Consider the following 17,792-nt stretch of genomic DNA (forward strand, 5'->3'; position numbering starts at 1 on the left):
GCTGTGATTGAAGGGTGTCCCTACCGAGCAGGGGGCTGCTCATGTAATCAAAATGTGAAGCAAATGTTATTTTTGGGCAATTAGACTTTGGGATAAGCCAGGGGGCCGCCCTGATGCAGGCGCAGAAAGATGAGGGCGGCGGCGGTGGCGTCACTCAGGGCGTCATGAAGGGGCAGGGGCGGCAACCCCAGGTGCTGGCAGATGGCGGCCAGATGCAGGTCGATGACGGCGTCGGGATAGCGCCGATAGAGGTGGTCGTGATAGAGGCGGCTCACCTCTATGCCACGCTGGGGCAGGCGCAGCCCCCACAGTTTCTGGCAGGCCAGATTGAGGATCCGCAGGTCATAGGCGATGTGGTAGCCCACCAGTTCACGGGGTCCGATGAAGGCCAGCAGCAGGCGCAGCGCGGCCTCCAGCGTCATGCCCTGTTGCAGATCCTGATGGCGCAGGCCGTGGATCACCACGGACTGCGCACTCAGACTGGCCGGTGGCTGCACCCTGATGGTGAGGGCCTCGCCGGTCAACACCCGGTTGCCCTGGATGCGCACAGCCCCGATGGAGACGATGTCCGCCTTGGCGGGATCCAGGCTGGTGGTCTCGAAATCGAGCGCCACCCACTCCTCCTTTGGGGGCGTTGCAAAGAGCGGGGCAAACTCCCCGTCCCAAAAGCCCCGACCCAGCCAACGACGTCGCCAGTGGTGCCACATGCCTATTGCCTAAGACGAAAGTGCAAGGTGAGCCACTGCTGGAACTTCTTCACCTGATGCAGGGCATGGCGCAGCAGATCCCGCTCCCCGTGAGCGAGTTCGGCGACCTGTACCCGGCTGTCGCCATCCTTGAGCTGGCTGCGCAGCCGCAAGCGGATGAAGAGCCGGAAGGCTTCCGCCAGGTTGGCGCCATAGTCGGGGCTGAGGCGCCCCGCGGCCACCAGGGCGTCGATCCGCCCCAGGGTCGAGGTCTCCAGCACTCCTGCCTCCAGGGCCAGCACGCGCAGGCCGTGCACCAGGGGGAAGAGGCCGCCACGCTTGAGATCCAGCCCCTCGGGGGCCTGCTCCAGCCGGCCAAAGAGGGTGAGGGGGGTGTGGAAGGCAACCGCCGCCCGGGCCATCTCCGCCAGCAGATCCGGCCTGTCGGCCAGGCGCTCTCTCAGGTGGCGGGCGAGGGGGGCGAGCAGGGGGCGATCCCCCATGATGGCCTGGGCATCGGCCAGGGTGGCGAGCCACAGCAGGTCGGCCTCGCTGGCGCGCACGCACGCCTGCTCTATCTCATCCCGCCACTGCCGGGCGCCCTTGACCCACTCCGGATTGCTGACCATCACCTTCCCCGGGCAGGGGGGATAGCCGAGCCGCGCGAGCAGGGCGCTGAAGGCGGCCAGATCGGCCTGCTGATCGGGCCAATGCAGGTCATCCGGCAGGATCAGGGCGTTGTCCTGATCGGTCTTCTGGATCTGCTCGCCGCGCCCCTCCGAGCCCAGCATCAGCAGGCACACCTGCTCCTGCACCTCGGGGGGGATCACCAGAGCGAAGGCCTTGGCGATCAACTGCTCGTTGATGGTGGCAATGAGCTTCATCAGAAACAGAGTATGTATCCCCTGGGCAAACAGGGAACGAATGAGTTGCTGCTGCTCCCTGGCCACCGCCTCCAGGGCCGCCTGGCTGTCTGCCCGGGCGATGCGCAGGGTCAGCACATGGGAGTGGGCGGAGAAGAGTCCCAGCACCTGAGTCAGGTGCAGTATCCCCGCCACCTCCTGCCCCTGCCAGATGACCAGCCGCTTGATGCGGTGGCGGGTCATCAGCAGCAGGGCGTCGAACAGATAGCTGCCTTGCGCCAGGCCGATCAGCGGCGCCGGGGTCAGCACCGCCAGCGGCGCCGTCAGGGGCAGACCCTTGAGGGTCAGGGCATGGAGCAGGGTCTTGCGGGTGGCGAGGCTCAGGCTGCCGTCAGCGGCGGGATAGAGCAGACAATCTGTGCCCCGGCTGGCCATGGCTTCGCTGGCGGCCAGCAGACTGGTCTTGCTGTCCAGCTGCAGGGGGGGCTGCAGGTGGCCTGGGTCGATGCGGGTCAGGATGAATTCCGCCAGGTTCTGTTGCCCGAGCTGGCCGCGGCGCTCCTGCTCTCGCTGACGCTCGGCCAGGGTGGCGGTGAAATAGTGTGCGAAGGCGGGGTGCGCATCGCACAGCCCCAGGAAGGTGTCGCGGGGGATCAGCTGGCAGAGAGTGTCCTCCAGGGCGCTGAAACGATGGCGGCAGCGGCCGTCGAACTGGGCGCGGACGTCGAACATGTCTCCCACGCCATAGTCGCCGAAGGGCTGATGGGGCCCCGACTCTTCCACCGCGCCCTTGATGACGAGGTAGAGGCCGGCGGGCTCATCCCCCGGCTGTTGCACCGTCTGGCCGGCGCGAAAGTAGCAGATGCTGAGGCGTTGGCCGAGCCGTTCACGGGCAGCCTCGCCCAGGCAGTCAAAGGGCGGGCGGGCAAAATCGAACAGAAGTGACATGACAATTCTCGGCCTGAGGGCATGGGGCCAGTCTGGCAAAGGGGGGAGCGGGGCCAGCCGACTTTAGTCGCAGAGCCGGGCTGGCCTCCCTGTACCTGCCGATAACACTCTGGTAACGTTGTGGTATGACCAGTGTCGGCACAAGGAAGAGGAAAGAAATGGACAAGCCAAGGATCAGGTGCGAGATCCGGGACGGCATCGCAGAGGTGATGCTGACCCGGGGGGACAAGCTCAATGCGCTGGACAGGGCCATGTTCGGCGCCATCGACGAGACGCTGAACCAGCTTGCGCGCCACAAGGGGTTGCGGGCTGTGATCCTGCACGGCGAGGGGCGGGCGTTCTGCGCCGGGCTGGATGTGAAATCCATGCTGAGGCAGCCGGTGGCGGCTCTGGAAATATTGAGACGCGAGGCGGATGAGGCGACCAACCTGGCCCAGCGGGTCGCCTATGGCTGGCACCAGTTGCCGGTGCCGGTGATCGCCGTGACCCAGGGGGTCTGTTTCGGCGGCGGCCTGCAGATAGCGCTCGGGGCCGATTTTCGTTTCAGCACCCCGGATTGTCGCTTCTCGGTGATGGAGATCAAGTGGGGCATCATCCCCGACATGAGTGGCAGCGTCACCCTGCGCAATCTGATGGGGGTGGACGTGGCCATGGAGCTGGCCATGAGCGGCCGCGAGCTGGATGCCCATGAGGCGCGGGCGCTCGGGCTGGTGAGCCGGGTCTGCGAGGATCCCCTCGACGCGGCGCGGGAGTTCGCCAGGACCCTGATCACCAAGTCGCCGGATGCGCTGGCGGGGATCAAACAGCTCTACCATCAGGCCTGGGCCCGCAGCGATGAGGTGATGTTAAAAGAGGAGACCCGGTTGCAAAAGCAGATCCTGGGGCGCCCCAATCAGTGGCGGGCGACCCTCAACAGCCTGTTTCGCTGGCGCCTGCCGTTCGGACCCCGCCGCAACGCGCTCTGAACCGGCGCTCACTCTCAAGAGAGCACAAATAAAAATGGCAGCCTAAGCTGCCATTTTGCATTGTGCCGTCTGATTATTTGACGGTATCCGGGTCCGCCTCGAAGGGGTGGCCGGTTTGCTCGCGCATCAGGTTGACCTCGGCGCGGTTGTCAATCCAGTAATCCGCGTTCTTGATGCCGAGTTTCTCCGGGTGGAACACGGGATCAACCCCCTGTGCCAGCTGTGCCTCGTAATCCTTCAGGCAGGCGAAGGCGGGCTTTTGCAGCATCAGTATGGCGCCGATGTTGAGCCAGGCCATCAGGCCGACCCCGATGTCACCCAGACCCCAGGCCAGATCGGCGGTCTTGACTGTGCCATAGACGGTGGCAGCCATCAGCGCAATCTTCAGCAGGAAGGTGAGCCAGGGACGGTTAATCTTGCGGTTGATAAAGGCGATGTTGGTTTCGGCGATGTAGTAGTAGGCCACTATGGTGGTGAACGCGAAGAAGAACAGGGCGATGGCGACGAAGTAGTTGCCAAAGCCGGGCATCATGCTCTCCATGGCGGTCTGCACATAGCCTGGACCGGCCGCGATGCCGGCGATGCCGGTGTAGATGGCGGCGCCGTCCGGTCCCTGTACGTTGTACAGGCCGGTGATCAGCAGCATAAAGCCGGTGGCGGAGCAGACGAACAGGGTGTCGATGTAGACGGAGAACGCCTGCACCAGGCCCTGCTTGGCCGGGTGGCTCACGGCGGCGGCGGAGGAGGCGTGCGGGCCTGTGCCCTGAGCCGCTTCGTTGGAGTAGACCCCACGTTTGACGCCCCACATGATGGCCAGACCCAGAATGGCACCGAAACCGGCTTCCATCCCGAAGGCGCTCTTCCAGATCAGCAGGATGACGCCTGGCAGCTGGCCGATGTTGAGGGCGATGATGACGCAGGCGACTATGATGTAGCCCAGCGCCATGAAGGGCACCACTGTACTGGCGAAGTTGGCGATGCGCTTGACGCCGCCGAAGATGATGAAGCCGAGCAGCAGCGCCAGACCGGCGGCGGTGACGTTCGGATCGATGTCAAAGGCGGTCTGCAGGCTGGAGCCGATGGAGTTCGCTTGCACCCCAGGCAGCAAGACGCCGCAGGCGAAGATGGTGGCGATGGCGAAGGTCCAGGCGTACCACTTCATGCCGAGCCCTTTCTCGATGTAGAAGGCCGGGCCGCCGCGGTATTCACCGTTGATCTTCTCCTTGTAGACCTGACCCAGGGTGGATTCCACGAAGGCGGAGCTGGCGCCGAGGAAGGCGACCATCCACATCCAGAACAGGGCGCCCGGGCCCCCGAAGGTGATGGCGGTGGCGACGCCGGCGATGTTGCCGGTACCGACCCGACCGGCCAGGGTCATGGAGAGTGCCTGGAAGGAGGAGACACCGGCATCGTTGCCCTTGCCCTGGAACATCAGGCGCACCATCTCTTTCATGTGGCGCAGTTGCAGGAAACGGCTGCGCAGGGAGAAGTAGAGGCCCACCCCCAGACACAGATAGATGAGCGCTGGGCTCCAAATCACGCCATTGATGGCATTGACGATCTCATTCATGTACAACAACTCCTTTGTTGCGCTGTCTTGGCAGATGGGCTCTCGCCCACTCGCCCTTTTGTTAACAATCCAGTTAACAAATGAGCGCGAGGTTGAGGGGTTAAGCGGCATTGGCCATGCATGGCGTTGTAACATATCGACTTGTTTCGGTGCTTCCCAGTGAAATTTACGTTAGTGTTGCTAATTTGTGAACTTGATGTGGTGGCACGGGATCCATGGCAGGCAGCGTTTTCTATGGTGAAATGGCGTTATTTTCTCCTGAAACAGCCAGACCTTGTGACGGGCGTAAAGCATTTTGAAGCCAAACATGAGGCCAACAATGAAAAACCTCCTGAGACGTTGAGGGAATACGTCCCCTGAGGTCGATGTGGCAGCGAGCGCCATCGCCCACCTGTTCGCAATGTTATCGGTCAGCCCGACAGGCGCTGTGGATCTGACGGCTGGCCGAGCCGGATCCCGCCAGCGAGGTGCTGGTGGCCTGCCTGGGGGACAAGTGGTCGGGGTGCTGGTGTGGCACTGGCTGCACCGCTGCATGTTGCACCAGCTGGGGCCTGATCTCGGCGCTGGTTGTCGATGAAGGGTGCAAGGGGACGCGGCAGTTGGCGTGCCTGCTGCTGGCGGAAGGCCGAAGGCGATGGCGCGGGCCGCAGGTTGCAGTCAGCTGGAGCTCTCCAGCAGCCTCAAGCGCGAGGGGGGCCCATCGCTTCTATCTGGCGCAGGGTATGGGAGCGGCCGAAACGGTTCGTGAAATGCTGTAACTTGATGTGGCATCAAAAGAAGGAGTCTGTGTGTTCTGGTCCAGGTTGAAAGCGGTATTCGGTCTTGCCTCTCCCGGGGAGCGTCATGCCCCGCAGGCGCTGGAGTGGCAGCAGGCCCTGGCGGCCGTGCCCATCTTGCAGGGCTTCTCCCAGGATGAAGAGCAGCAGTTGATTGAACTGGCCCGCCACTTCCTCTCCCGCAAGACGCTGACCCAGCTCGGGGTCGAGCTCAGCCCCCGTCAGCAGGGAGTGCTGGCCCTGCAGGCGGTGCTGCCCATCTTGCATCTGGGGCTGGAGTGGTATCGCGGCTTTCACGAGGTGATCATCATCCCCGAGCCCGTTACCCGCCGCCAGGAGGTGCAGGACGAGTTCGGGCTGGTGAGCGAGTGGGAGGAGGAGAACGCCGGCGAATCCTGGCCTCAGGGGCCCCTGGTGCTGGCCTGGAGCGAGTTGCAGCAGGATGGGGACTGGGATGGCTTCAACCTGGTGATCCACGAGCTGGCGCACAAGCTCGACATGCTGGGGGGGGATGCCGACGGGGGGCCGCCGCTCCCGAGCGGCATGGATCAGCGGCAATGGACCCAGGCGCTGCAGAGCGCGTTCGATGAGATGAATGCAGAACTGGCCAGGGGAGAGGTGACGCAGATAGACCCCTATGCCGCCACCCACCCCGCCGAGTTTTTCGCGGTGTGCAGCGAGAGCTTCTTCACCGAGCCCCTGCGCCTGCGGGCCGTCTATCCCGCCGTCTACGAGCAGCTCGCCCGCTTCTATGGTCAGCAGCCTGCCGCCCGCTTCCCGGCCACCCGATTGCTGGCGGGGGATGCCGAGCAGCACAGCTGACCGGCATTGCGGCGACAGAAAAACAAAAGGCACCCGAAGGTGCCTTTTGCATGGGCGCGAGCGCCAGGACGCGGCAGATTATGCGGCAGCCTTGAGCTGGACTGCGGCGGCTTTCTTGTGATCGCCAATCGGCAGCACAGTGCGGCCGAACTGCTCGTTGATCACTGTGGCCATGGCCAGGTAGATGGCGCTGGCACCACAGATGATGCCTTCGAAACCGGCGATGGTGCCGATCAGGGTGCTGCCGGTGAAATCACGGGCGGCCAGCAGGAAGAAGAGCACTGTCAGGGAGGCGAACACGAACTGCTTCACGCGCGGGAAGTTGACGGTGCCAACCAGCATGAAGAGGGTGAACATGCCCCACATCAGCAGGTACCAGCCCATGTAGGCGTGGGGAGTGGCTTCGGCCAGACCCATGGTCGGCATCACCAGCAGGAACACCAGGCTCCACCAGAAGGTGCCGTAGGAGATGAAGGCGGTGACACCGAAGGTGTTGCCACGCTTGAACTCCATGATACCGGCGATGATCTGGGCCAGACCGCCATAGCACAGGCCCATGGCCAGGATCATGGCGCTGATGGGGAAGAAACCTGCGTTATGGATGTTCAGCAGAATGGTGGTCATACCGAAACCCATCAGACCCAGAGGGGCAGGGTTGGCCAATTTTTCGCTCACGTGGCGTTCTCCAAAAATAGAGGTGGGGGTTGATAAAAGACGCGCGATTTTAGGCAGGCTCTTGGTCCCGAGCAAGGGGGTGAGGGGGCTAAATGGTAAAAAAATGACACGAAATTTTAAGTGACCAACCATTCGTGCCATTCAGGTAGACGACAGGTGAATGGATAACGTTTTCAATGTTGCTTTTTTGTATGCAGGGCTCCCGAAATGAAAGCGGGCAACAAAATACGCCTCTGCCGCTATGACCGGGTTGTGGGTACCGCCTCGCCCTTGAGCAAGTGACGCCCGGGTGGAAAATTCATCTCATATGCCATCAGACAAGAGTTGTTCAACCCCCTTTGATGACCCCGAGCCTTCCGCTGCATGGTGCTGCCAATTCCCTGTCTCGCAGTAAGTGCGTCCCTGGGGCAGGGTTGAGGCCGGTGGGGGGTTACTGGTCCCTACGCCAGGCAGGGGCGTACTTGGGGGTGGGCAGAGGCTGGATAGAGGAGAGTGTGGCGCTGCCTGCCCCAGACACAAGGAGCCGGGCAGCGCAGCCGATGATTCTCTCTCACGAGTCGCGGGGGAAGGAAGGTCCGCGTATTTCACGCCCATCAGCTTGAGGGAAGGGCGCGGGCACACAGAGGCGGTCTGCCCACCGCCAGAAGGAGGCTTGTGTGGGTGCGCCAGATTTTCAACCCTCCCGTGGGGTGGGCAGGTGCCGGCTTGTCAGCCTCTTCACTGGGGAGGAATGTCGCAAGGCCAAGGGCGTGGGGCTAGCAAGAAAGCGCGCTAAGCGGCGATCAGAGAAGGGGAACCAGAAGGGGGAAGATCCCCCTTAGCGGGGCCATCACAGCGGCTCAATTATCCAGGGTGAGGACCACCTTGGCTTCCTTGTCGGTCTCCTTGACCTGGCTGTCGAGCACGAACAGGCGATCCGGCGTGATGCCCTGGGTATCCACCAGATACTCCTTGGTGTTCTGGGCCCGGCGCATGGCGAGGTTGCGCAGGGACTTGGCGGTGATCAGCTGCTGATCCCGCAACAGGATCACCGCCTGGGCGCGCAGAGCCGGGCTCTGAGCCGGGAGCGTCAGGCGATCGGCCAGGGTGCCGAGGTTTTCGCTGAACTTGGCCTCATAGGCCTCGGCCAGGGCACTCTGCAGGGCGGGGTCCTGCTCCAGCAGGGCGAGATCCACCGGGCTGCCGGTGATCTTGGCCAGCACCCGCTCCAGTTTCTGGCGCTGCAATAGGGGGCGCTCCTGGTTGAAGTTGACCTTGCCGCGGATGTTCATGCTGAGCCTGGGTCTGTCTTTCAGCGCCTGGGCCAGGGTGGTCAGCTTGCTCTGCTGGGTCGGGGTAAGGGCGGGATCGCCTGGCAGGAAGGGGAGCTCATCGAGATCCTTGGTGCCGCCGGTCAGGGAGGCCAGCAGGGAGAAGGGGGAGGTGATGGCCTTGCCGAGGGTGTTGCCGAGCACGTCCCAGAAGATGTTGCCCAGGCTGAAATCCGGCTGATCCAGGTTGCCCTTCACCTTGAGGTTCATCTTGATGACACCGCTGGCGTCGCTCAGCAGGGCGATGGCAAGGCCCAGAGGCAGATCCTTGGCCTGCTCGCTCTTCACCTTTTCGCCGAGCTGCAGCTTCTTGATGGTGATGTCGTTGTCCCCCTCCAGCCGGTTGCCCTGCAGCTTGTAGTTGAGCTTCATGGAGAGCTGCCCCTTGTCGATGGCGTAGCCGGCATAAGTGCTGGAGTAGGGGGTGAAGGTGGTGAGCTCCAGATTGTTGAAGGCCACGGCGACGTCGAGCACGGGATCGGCGATCAGCAGGTTGGCGCCGCCCCTTATGGTGACGGGGGCATATCTGTCCACCTTGCCGTTGAAGTCGAGCTCGGAGCGCTGCCCCGGGACATTGGTGATGTGGCGGCTCTGGCCCGCGAGGGAGGCGATGTCCACCACGAATTCCGGGCTCAGGCTGCGATCGGCAAATCGCAGGTTGCCCTGGGTGGTGCGCACCTGGTCGATGGTGAAACGATGTGCGGTGCGGGCGCTGCTTGCAGCCGCTTGGGTGCTGTTGCTGGCCGGTTGCGGCAGCAGCAACTGTTGCACGTTGGTGACCCCAGTTTCGTTGATCTCGATGCGGGCGAAGGGTTTGCTCAGCAATGTCCTTATCCGCATCTGCTGGCTGATGCCGTCATAGTGCAGGCCGGTGAGCTGCAGGTGTCTGATCTGCAGCAGTCGCTGGTTGTCGGCCCGATCGAGCACTTTGAGCCCGTTGATATCGAGCCCCCCTTGCAGGGTCCAGCTTGCTGAGGGCCCCTTGGGCGGTGGTGGCGAGGGCCAGTTTGGTGCGGCTGGCAAGCAGCCCGTCGCGCACGCTGATGCGCAGCAGATCTGCCAGATAGGGCTGTGCCAGCGTCAGGGGCAGCCCCTGCTGGTTGATGTCGCCGCTTAAGGTGAAAGGGTCAGGGTCAGTTGGCCATCAAAGGCGAGGGGGCTGCTCTGGTTGAAGTGGGTGGCCAGAGTCAGTTTGCTAGGTTGCTCCCCTTGCTGCCCAGTGGCCCCAGCGCCAGCTTGAGGCCGGAGAGCTGGCGTGCCAGCGGTTTGCCGCTGCTCGATTCGGTGAAGGTGAGATCGCCCTTGTCGATGGCGATCTGCTTGATCTGCCACTGCCAGGGTTTGTCTGGCGCCGTCTGCCGTTACCGGCTGTCTTTGCTTGTTGTGCCGGTTTGCGCCGCATTGTTGGCCACCTCGTTTTAGCGGCTTTGACGGGTTTGGCGGGGGCCTGTTCAATCAGCAAGTCAGCCAGATCCAGCTCCTGCTGTGGGTTGAGGGTGGCCTTGAGCAGGGGCTGCTGCAGGGTCACCTTGCCAATCTGCAGGGACTGCTTGTTGCCATCGACCGCCAGCTCGCGGTCAGGGCCAGCTGGTTGAAGCGGGCAAATTCGTCGCCCTTTGTTTTTTAAGCTGCCAGTTGTCCAGGGTCAGCTTGCCTTTGGACAATTGCCACTGCAGCCCCTTGCTTGCCCTCGGAGCTGGTACTCCAGCTCTGCATTGGCGTGGCCCTTGGCCAGTCCAGCTTGACGTAGGGTGCCCAGAGCGGGGCGAAGGGTTTCAGCTCGACCTGCTTGAGGCTCGCTTGCCCTGACCCATGCCGCTCATCATGTCGAACTTGCCGTGGGCGGCGAGGCTGCTTTTGCCGTTGAGGGCGGCGCTCAGCCGATAGGGGTTGTAGTTTGCCTCGGCGCGCAGGTTATCGAGCTTGCAGGGTCACTTTCTCCAGATTGAGGGGCGGCAACCAGCCGGGTTCGCTCTGCTTGCGCTGATCCTGATAGCGCACATGGCCGTCAGTGACCGCGATGCTGGCGATGCTTACCACCAGCGGGCGCTGGCTGTCTCGGTCGGGGGAGGGCTTGCACTGGCGAGAGCAAGGTGGCCAGCGCATCGGTCAGATTGAAACGAACATCCCCTGTTGTCCTGCCAGCCGCGCAGCAGCACCACGGGTTTGGTCAGGGTGACCTCCAGCACCAGGGCCTTTCTGCTGCCAGCTGGCTTGCAGGTCTGGGGGTGATAAAGAGCTGCTCAAAACGGATGATGGGCTGCTGCTGGCATCGAGCAGGGCGGTGGGCCGAGAGTGAGGGAGGGTTGCGCAGCCTACGTCAATCTCCCCCAGGGTCAGCTGCAGGCCGTAGTGCTGGCCAGCCAGCCCGGCAGGTGGCGCTGGATGAGGTTGGGGGCTTGCCACAGCAGCAGATGGTGACGCAGGATAAGAAGCAGCAGGAAAGCGTAGGCAAGGTAGCGTAGCAAGCAGAGCTGGGGACGCGGGCTCGGTGGTGTTCATTTGGTGCACTCCCATTTGGTTCCCGCCATGGTACAGAAAAGCTGGATAGTAATCATGGGGTTGCGTGCTGTTGTACGCCGTACTTTGTCCAAAGGCGATCCAGTTCACCCTTTTGTTGCAGCGCTGCCAGCCACTGTTCCAGCTGGGCAGGGGTAATGGGGGCCGCAGGGTGAAGGATGGCGCGGTGTTGATACTGTTGATCCCATTTTTGCGAGATCAGCAGCTGGTCGGCTGTGTCGGGATGGGCCAGCAGATACTGGTTAAGGTAGGAGACGTTGAGAATGGCCACCTCGCCACGCCCTTTGAGCAGGGCTTGCAGGGCGCTGATGTTGTCCTTGACCAGGGTGATATTGAGCTTGCTGCTGCAGGTAGCTCGGGATCGGCATTGAACTGACCGATGCCGTAGTGATAGCCGGTCACCCCGATAAGATGATGCTGGGGGTTGTCGAAAAAGCGTTGATCCCGGCCCGCCTTGAGGGCGACGTAACCTCGCCACCACCGCAAAGGGGGCTGTCATCTTGTATTTATCGGTGTTCCAGCCCCAGCGGCTGTCTTCAAACAGCATCAGCGAGAAACGGCCCATATCAGCGCCTTGTAGCGGTTGGCGGCCGAGGTGGGGACAAACACGAAACTCACCTCTTGCTGGATGTCGTTGAGCTGGTCGATGAGATCCAGGGTCAGCCCTTCATAGTGTGCTGTCGAGTTTGACCACGAAGGGGGCATAGGGGTAGCCACCAACCTTGATGAGGGGATGGCTCCATGCCAGACAGGCTGAACAGCAGCAACAACCAGCACCAATATTTCATGGGATCCCCAGGGCAATAGCATGATCCCAGATTCGGTTAATCTGCGCTGCTTTTCAAGCTGTTAAGGGAATTAACACAGCGCTGTTCGGCGGCCTCCAGCTCGGCCATCACCATCTGGATATCCTCCAGCTGCTGGCGCAGGGAGTGCGTTTTGCCTCGATCAGCTGGATCATGGAGTGGAGCTGGATCCGGCTCGAGCGGTCGGTGTCATACATGTCGAACAGCTCGCGGATCTCCGCCAGGCTGAAGCCGAGCCGCTTGCCACGCAGGGTCAATTTCAGGCGGATCCTGTCCTTGTGGCTGTAGATGCGGGTCTGCCCCTCCCGGGCCGGGGTGATCAGCCCCTCGTCCTCGTAGTAGCGGATGGTGCGCGGCGTGACATCGAACTCGTGGGCCAGCTCGGAGATGCTGTAGGTGCTCCTTCCTTGCCGGGCAGGGAACGGGACATGGTCATGACTCCTGTTGCTGGGCGTGTGGCTGGCAGAGGCGGGCGCGCAGCCGCTCGGCATTGGCATGGAGCGCCTGCCCGACCCGGGAGCCGTTGGGGCGGCCGAGCTGCTCGCTCACCCACTGGCCGGTGGCGGCCAGCTTGTCGAGGTTCACTCCTGTGCTCATGCCAAGGCCGTGCAGCAGGTAAACCACCTCTTCCGAGGCAACGTTGCCGGAGGCGCCGGGGGCATAGGGGCAGCCGCCGAGCCCCGCCACAGAGCAGTCTATGGTGCGGATGCCGCGCTCGAGCGCCGGCAGCAGGTTGGCGAGCCCCTGGCCATAGGTATCGTGAAAGTGCACCGCGAGCCGGCCGGCCGGGACTTCGTGCAGCACAGCATCCAGCATGGGCGCCACAGTGCCCGGGGTGCCGACTCCTATGGTGTCACCAAGGGAGATCTCGTGACAGCCGAGATCCAGCAGCCGCTCGGCCAGGGCGGCGACCCGTTTCGGGCGGGTCGGGCCGTCATAGGGGCAGGCGATGACGGTGGAAAGGTATCCCCGCACCTTGATGCCGAGGCGGCGCGCCTCAGCCACCAGCGGGGCGAAGCGCACCAGGGATTCCTCCACGCTGATGCCGATATTGGCGCGGGTGAAGCCGTCTGAGCAGGCTGTGAAGAGGCCAATCTCGTCGACCCTGGCCTGGATCGCGGCCTGCAAGCCCTGCAAATTGGGCACCAGGGCGCCGTAACGAGTCGCTCCCTTGCGGGGCAGGGCCTCAAAAAGTGCGGCGGAGTCCGCCATCTGCGGCACCTTTTTGGCAGAGACAAAGGCGCCGACCTCGATGCGCTGCAGACCGCTGTCGGTAAGGCGCTGGATCAGCTCCAGCCGCTGCACCAGCGAGAGGGGGCGGCTTCATTTTGCAGGCCATCTCGCGGCCCCATCTCCACCAGACTGACCTTGTCGTCCGGCTCTCCTGTGCTCGGTTCATGGGTGTTCCTCCTGTGCGGTATCTTTTCGGCAAAGCGCACCAGCACGGCGCCCTGGCTTACCTGCTCGCCCTGTTTGCACTGCAGGGCTTCAATTACCCCGTCCCGCTCTGCACGAGGACTGGTGTTCCATCTTCATCGCCTCCAGCACCAGCAGGGGTTGCCCCTTGCTGACTGTTTGCCCCTGCTCGACCAGTACGCCACTACGATGCCGTGCATGGGGGCGATGGCGCCCTGCGCCTTCTCATCTGCCTGATCATGGTGGTGGCTGTGCTGCTGATCATCGGCCGCGAAGCGGATGCGCTGCCCGCCAGTTGTCATGATGAAGGTTGCCTCCGGCCTGCGAGGGTCTGAATGGGGATCTGCTGCCAGCAGCCCGCCCTGCTGCAGCCGGATATGATCATCACCGAGCTGGTAGCAATGGGTCTCCCCTTGCCACTCAAACTGGCCGCCCCGCTCGTTAAGGGTCAATACCCGGTGCTCATCACCGATGCGCACCGCTGCTGTCCAGCTGCGATCCGGCCCCAGCCGAAATCCGCAGGCTTGCTGCCAGGGGAGGGCCGCAGTGCGGCTCGCCAGCCAGAGGGTGGCCAGCGGCCAGGCGAGCTCAGGAATGGGCTGTGCTGTGGTGGGGATGGGCCACTGGGTGTGGTGCGCCATTGCCAGCACGTCCGGCTCCTCACACAGGCGCAGCAGCAGTGGGCCGTTGTGCACCAGGGGGCCGAGACTCAGGGCCGCCAGGGCATCGGCCAGCTTGGCAAAGGCCTCGGCGCGGCTCTGGCCGTGGGCGACCAGCTTGGCGATCATGGGATCGTAATAGGGGCTCACCTCATCGCCCGCGGTGACCCCGGTGTCGATGCGTACCCCCTGTGGCCAGTGCAGCCAATGGATGGGGCCGCTGGCGGGCAAGAAGCCTGCGCCTACGTCCTCGGCGTAGAGGCGCGCCTCCACGGCATGGCCGCGCAGCACCACTTCCTCCTGGGTGAGCGGCAGGGGCTTGCCCTCGGCGACTGCCAGCTGCCAGGCCACCAGATCCTGGCCGGTGACGGCCTCGGTGACAGGGTGCTCCACCTGCAGCCGGGTGTTCATCTCCATGAAGAAGAACGCCTCCCCGCACAGCAGAAATTCGATGGTACCGGCCCCCACATAGTCGATGGCCCGGGCGGCGGCCACGGCCGCCTCGCCCATGGCGCGGCGCAGCGCCGGGGCTATGTTGGGGGCGGGGGCCTCTTCGATTACCTTCTGGTGGCGGCGCTGCAAGGAGCAGTCCCTGTCCCCCAGGTAGGTGACGTTGCCGAGGGTATCGGCGAAGACCTGCACCTCCACGTGGCGGGCGCGGGCGAGGTAGCGCTCGAGCAGCACACTGTCATCCCCGAAGGCGGCCAGGGCTTCCCGTTTGACTGCCGCCAGCGGCTCGTCAAAGTCGGCCAGCTGATCGACCCGGCGCATCCCCTTGCCACCGCCGCCACTGGCCGCCTTGATAAGGAGCGGGAAGCCAATCTGGCTCGCCTGATCGCGCAAAAAGTCCGGCCGCTGATCCGTGCCGTGATAGCCGGGCAGCACCGGCACGCCGGCTGCCTGCATCAGCGCCTTGGCGCCCGATTTGTCGCCCATGGCGAGAATGGCGGCGCCGCTTGGGCCGACAAAGCGCAGGCCGCGCTGTTCGCAGGCGGTGGCAAAATCGCTGTTTTCCGACAGAAAGCCGTAACCGGGATGGATGGCATCGGCGCGCGCCTCTTGGGCAATCTTCAGCACCTTGCCGGTGTCGAGGTAGCTCTCTCTGGCCGGTGCGGGCCCCAGATGCCAGGCCTCATCGGCCAGACGGGTGTGCATGGCGTGGGCGTCGGCGTCCGAGTAGAGGGCGATGGTGTGAATGCCGAGGCGTTTCGGGCCGTCTTGATGATGCGCACGGCGATTTCGCCGCGATTGGCGATCAGCAGGCGCTTAATCTGAGTGTGATGGGTCATGCTCCACACTCGTCCTTGAAACGGGGGCGCCAGGCGGGAGGGCGTTTGTCGAAGAAGGCCTGCATCCCCTCCTGGGCTTCGAGCCCGACCCGCACCCGGGCGATGGTCTCGACGGTTTTCTCTTCGTGCAGGCGGGAAGGTGGGCCTCTATGGCGGCCAGCAGTCGTTTGGTCTCTTTCATCGCCTCCGGCCCGTTGCGGCACAGACGCAGGGCCTGCGCCCGTCCCTCCGCCAGCAGCTTCTCCGGTTTGCAGAGTTGGTGCGCCACATTGAGCCGACAGGCGGTGATGGCATCGAACGGCTCGGCGCTGAGCATGTAGCGGCGCGCCTGACGCATCCCCATGGCGCGCACCACGTAGGGGCTGATCACCGCGGGCACCAGGCCCAGGCTCACCTCGGAGAGGCAGAAGCGGGCATCGTCGCTGGCCAGCACCATGTCGCAGGCGCAGATGAGGCCCAGCGCTCCGCCATAGGCGGCCCCTTGCACCAGCGCCACCGTGGGGAAGGGGAGCTCGTCCAGGGTCTGCATCAGCCGCGCCAGTACCCGGGCATCCTCCCGGTTGTGCTCGAAATCGGCGTGGGCCAGGTTGCGCATCCAGTTGAGGTCGGCGCCCGCGCAAAAGTGTTTGCCCTCTGCCCGCAGCAGCAGGGCGTGGGGGCGTTCGGCGAGATCATGACCATGGAGATGGGCCAGATCGTCGAGGCAGTCGAGCAGCCCCAGCATCAGGTCGGCATCAAAGGCGTTGTGGCGGGCCGGGCGCGACAGCACCAGCTCGGCCAGCGGGCCGTGCCGTTCCAGCCGAAACGGGGTCTGGGAGGTGCTGAGGAAGTGAGTGGATCTGACATCGTTTTGCTCCTTACATCCTGAAGATGCCGTATTGCTCGGGCCCGGGCTTGGCCCCCTGGCAGGCGGCCAGCGCCAGGGCCAGCACGGTGCGGCTCTGGACGGGATCGATGACGCCGTCATCCCAGAGCCTTGCGCTGGCGTAGTAGGGGTGCCCCTGGCGTTCATATTGCGCGATAACGGGGGCGCGGATGGCGTCCGCCTCCTGCTCCCCCAGGGTCTTGCCGTCGGCCGCCAGCTTGTCCCGGCGCACCTGCACCAGCACCCCGGCAGCTTGCTCGCCTCCCATGACGGAGATGCGGCTGTTGGGCCAGCTGAACAGAAAATCGGGCTCATAGGCGCGGCCGCACATGCCGTAGTTGCCGGCGCCAAAGCTGCCCCCGACGAGCAGGGTTATTTTGGGCACCCTGCTGCAGGCCACGGCGGTGACCAGCTTGGCGCCGTGCTTGGCGATGCCCTCCCGCTCGGCTTGGCTTCCCACCATAAAGCCGGTGATGTTCTGCAGGAACAGCAGGGGAATGGCACGCTTGTTACAGAGCTGGATAAAGTGGGCACCTTTCTGGGCGCTGTCGCTGTGGAGCACGCCGTTGTTGGCGAGTATCCCCACCGGCATACCCTGGATGCGGGAGAACCCGGTGACGAGCGTGGTGCCGAACAGGGCCTTGAATTCGTCGAACACGGAGCCATCCACCAGGCGGGCGATGAGCTCCCGGGCATCATAGGGGCGCTTGAGGCTGGTGCCCACCAGGCCGTAGAGCTCCTCTATGGGGTAGAGGGGCTCATCGTAGCTTGGGTGGCCTGAAGGCAAACCCGAGGTTGGCAGGCTGTTTTCCCCCAGATTGCTCACCAGGGTGCGGGCTATGGCCAGGGCATGAGCATCGTCTTCGGCCAGGTGGTCGGCCACCCCGGAGTGGGCGCAGTGCACCAGGGCCCCCCCCAGGGCTTCGGCGCTGATCTCCTCGCCGGTGGCGGCTTTGACCAGGGGCGGGCCCGCCAGGAAGATGGTGGCCTGTTCCCTGACCATGATGGACTCATCCGCCATGGCGGGCACATAGGCGCCCCCTGCGGTGCAGAGCCCCATCACCACGGCGAGCTGGGGGATGTTCTGGGCCGACATGCGGGCCTGGTTGTAGAAGATGCGGCCAAAATGCTCCCGGTCGGGGAACACCTCGTCCTGCATGGGGAGGAAAGCACCGCCGGAATCCACCAGATAGAGGCAGGGGAGGCGCAGCCGCTCGGCGATGGCCTGTGCCCGCAGGTGCTTTTTCACCGTGAGCGGGTAGTAGGTGCCCCCCTTGACGGTGGCGTCGTTCACCACCAGCAGGCAGAGCCGGCCCGCAATCTGGCCGAGCCCGGTGATGATGCCAGCGGCGGGCACGGGCTCCTCATAGACCTGCCAGGCAGCCAGTGCCGAGAGCTCGAGGAAGGGGGAGCCCGGGTCCAGCAACTGATTGATGCGCTCGCGGGGCAGCAGCTTGCCACGGCCCTGATGGCGGGCGTTGTTGGCCGCGCCGCCGCCCTGGGCTATCTCGGCGAGGCGGGCGTTGAGATCGGCCACCAGGGTCTGCATGGCCTCCCGATTGGCGGCAAAGTCGGCGCTCGTGGTATCCAGGCGGGAGTGGATCTGGCTCATGGGTTCTCTC

11 protein-coding genes and 6 pseudogenes are annotated in these 17,792 nt (G+C 64.0%); 4 read left to right on the plus strand and 13 right to left on the minus strand.

What is annotated here, in order from left to right:
• Nucleotides 1–80: 80 nt before the first annotated feature.
• Entirely contained in the window at nt 81–707 is a 627-nt protein-coding gene (locus ACF2JD_RS08890; RefSeq protein ID WP_429089695.1) for a 3'-5' exonuclease, read from the minus strand.
• 2 nt (nt 708–709) lie between these two features.
• Nucleotides 710–2,497: a putative nucleotidyltransferase substrate binding domain-containing protein gene (locus tag ACF2JD_RS08895; RefSeq protein ID WP_440987228.1), complete on the minus strand. Its 1,788-nt coding sequence runs from the start codon at nt 2,495–2,497 to the stop codon at nt 710–712.
• 158 nt (nt 2,498–2,655) lie between these two features.
• On the opposite strand from ACF2JD_RS08895, the gene ACF2JD_RS08900 reads away from it, so the two are divergent.
• A complete protein-coding gene (locus ACF2JD_RS08900) occupies nt 2,656–3,462 on the plus strand; it encodes a crotonase/enoyl-CoA hydratase family protein (protein WP_393935637.1) in 807 nt (268 codons plus the stop codon).
• Between the two features lie 73 nt (nt 3,463–3,535).
• On the opposite strand, the gene ACF2JD_RS08905 is transcribed toward ACF2JD_RS08900, so the two are convergent.
• Nucleotides 3,536–5,032 carry an alanine/glycine:cation symporter family protein gene (locus tag ACF2JD_RS08905; protein ID WP_163136877.1) on the minus strand — a complete coding sequence of 499 codons (1,497 nt, stop codon included), beginning with the start codon at nt 5,030–5,032 and terminating at the stop codon, nt 3,536–3,538.
• A 159-nt stretch (nt 5,033–5,191) separates the two neighbouring features.
• Here ACF2JD_RS08905 and ACF2JD_RS08910 point away from each other — a divergent pair, with 159 nt between their 5' ends.
• The 3 genes and pseudogenes from ACF2JD_RS08910 to ACF2JD_RS08920 all read left to right on the plus strand — a co-directional run bounded on the left by ACF2JD_RS08910 (nt 5,192) and on the right by ACF2JD_RS08920 (nt 6,630).
• Nucleotides 5,192–5,392, plus strand: coding sequence for a hypothetical protein (locus ACF2JD_RS08910; protein ID WP_440987229.1), 201 nt, complete (start codon nt 5,192–5,194; stop codon nt 5,390–5,392).
• Nucleotides 5,393–5,469: 77 nt separating this feature from the next.
• A pseudogene (locus ACF2JD_RS08915) lies at nt 5,470–5,839 on the plus strand (GNAT family N-acetyltransferase); the annotation flags it as partial.
• On the plus strand, nt 5,821–6,630 hold the full coding sequence (locus tag ACF2JD_RS08920) for a M90 family metallopeptidase (protein ID WP_163136873.1): 810 nt from the start codon (nt 5,821–5,823) through the stop codon (nt 6,628–6,630). The pseudogene ACF2JD_RS08915 and the gene ACF2JD_RS08920, both read left to right, overlap by 19 nt.
• 78 nt (nt 6,631–6,708) lie before the next feature.
• Here ACF2JD_RS08920 and ACF2JD_RS08925 read toward each other — a convergent pair whose 3' ends face one another.
• From ACF2JD_RS08925 to ACF2JD_RS08980, 10 genes and pseudogenes are all read right to left on the minus strand, one after another.
• Nucleotides 6,709–7,305: an acetate uptake transporter gene (locus tag ACF2JD_RS08925; protein WP_005315399.1), complete on the minus strand. Its 597-nt coding sequence runs from the start codon at nt 7,303–7,305 to the stop codon at nt 6,709–6,711.
• Between the two features lie 839 nt (nt 7,306–8,144).
• Entirely contained in the window at nt 8,145–9,638 is a 1,494-nt protein-coding gene (locus tag ACF2JD_RS08930; protein ID WP_440987230.1) for a DUF748 domain-containing protein, read from the minus strand.
• A gap of 891 nt (nt 9,639–10,529) precedes the next feature.
• Entirely contained in the window at nt 10,530–10,721 is a 192-nt protein-coding gene (locus tag ACF2JD_RS08945; protein ID WP_440987231.1) for a hypothetical protein, read from the minus strand.
• A 230-nt stretch (nt 10,722–10,951) separates the two neighbouring features.
• Entirely contained in the window at nt 10,952–11,083 is a 132-nt protein-coding gene (locus ACF2JD_RS08950) for a hypothetical protein (protein ID WP_440987232.1), read from the minus strand.
• An 86-nt stretch (nt 11,084–11,169) separates the two neighbouring features.
• Nucleotides 11,170–11,923 (minus strand): annotated as a pseudogene (locus ACF2JD_RS08955) (substrate-binding periplasmic protein).
• Nucleotides 11,924–11,959: 36 nt separating this feature from the next.
• Nucleotides 11,960–12,371: pseudogene (locus ACF2JD_RS08960) on the minus strand (MerR family transcriptional regulator).
• Nucleotides 12,372–12,373: 2 nt separating this feature from the next.
• A pseudogene (locus ACF2JD_RS08965) lies at nt 12,374–13,340 on the minus strand (hydroxymethylglutaryl-CoA lyase).
• Nucleotides 13,337–15,305 (minus strand): annotated as a pseudogene (locus ACF2JD_RS08970) (acetyl/propionyl/methylcrotonyl-CoA carboxylase subunit alpha). The pseudogenes ACF2JD_RS08965 and ACF2JD_RS08970 overlap by 4 nt, the downstream one beginning before the upstream one ends.
• Nucleotides 15,302–16,151 (minus strand): annotated as a pseudogene (locus ACF2JD_RS08975) (enoyl-CoA hydratase-related protein). Before ACF2JD_RS08975 ends, ACF2JD_RS08970 begins: the two co-directional pseudogenes overlap by 4 nt.
• Before the next feature lie 11 nt (nt 16,152–16,162).
• Nucleotides 16,163–17,782, minus strand: coding sequence for a carboxyl transferase domain-containing protein (locus ACF2JD_RS08980; RefSeq protein ID WP_440987233.1), 1,620 nt, complete (start codon nt 17,780–17,782; stop codon nt 16,163–16,165).
• Nucleotides 17,783–17,792: the final 10 nt, after the last annotated feature.

Origin of the sequence: Aeromonas ichthyocola, assembly GCF_046087985.1 — a bacterium.
GTDB lineage: Bacteria > Pseudomonadota > Gammaproteobacteria > Enterobacterales > Aeromonadaceae > Aeromonas > Aeromonas rivipollensis.

Bases quoted from the DNA above. Each gene is read 5' to 3' on its own strand.
- ACF2JD_RS08890 (WP_429089695.1), bottom strand. From the start codon at position 707: ATGTGGCACCACTGGCGACGTCGTTGGCTGGGTCGGGGCTTTTGGGAC.
- ACF2JD_RS08895 (WP_440987228.1), bottom strand. From the start codon at position 2,497: ATGTCACTTCTGTTCGATTTTGCCCGCCCGCCCTTTGACTGCCTGGGC.
- ACF2JD_RS08900 (WP_393935637.1), top strand. From the start codon at position 2,656: ATGGACAAGCCAAGGATCAGGTGCGAGATCCGGGACGGCATCGCAGAG.
- ACF2JD_RS08905 (WP_163136877.1), bottom strand. From the start codon at position 5,032: ATGAATGAGATCGTCAATGCCATCAATGGCGTGATTTGGAGCCCAGCG.
- ACF2JD_RS08945 (WP_440987231.1), bottom strand. From the start codon at position 10,721: ATGCGCTGGCCACCTTGCTCTCGCCAGTGCAAGCCCTCCCCCGACCGA.
- ACF2JD_RS08980 (WP_440987233.1), bottom strand. From the start codon at position 17,782: ATGAGCCAGATCCACTCCCGCCTGGATACCACGAGCGCCGACTTTGCC.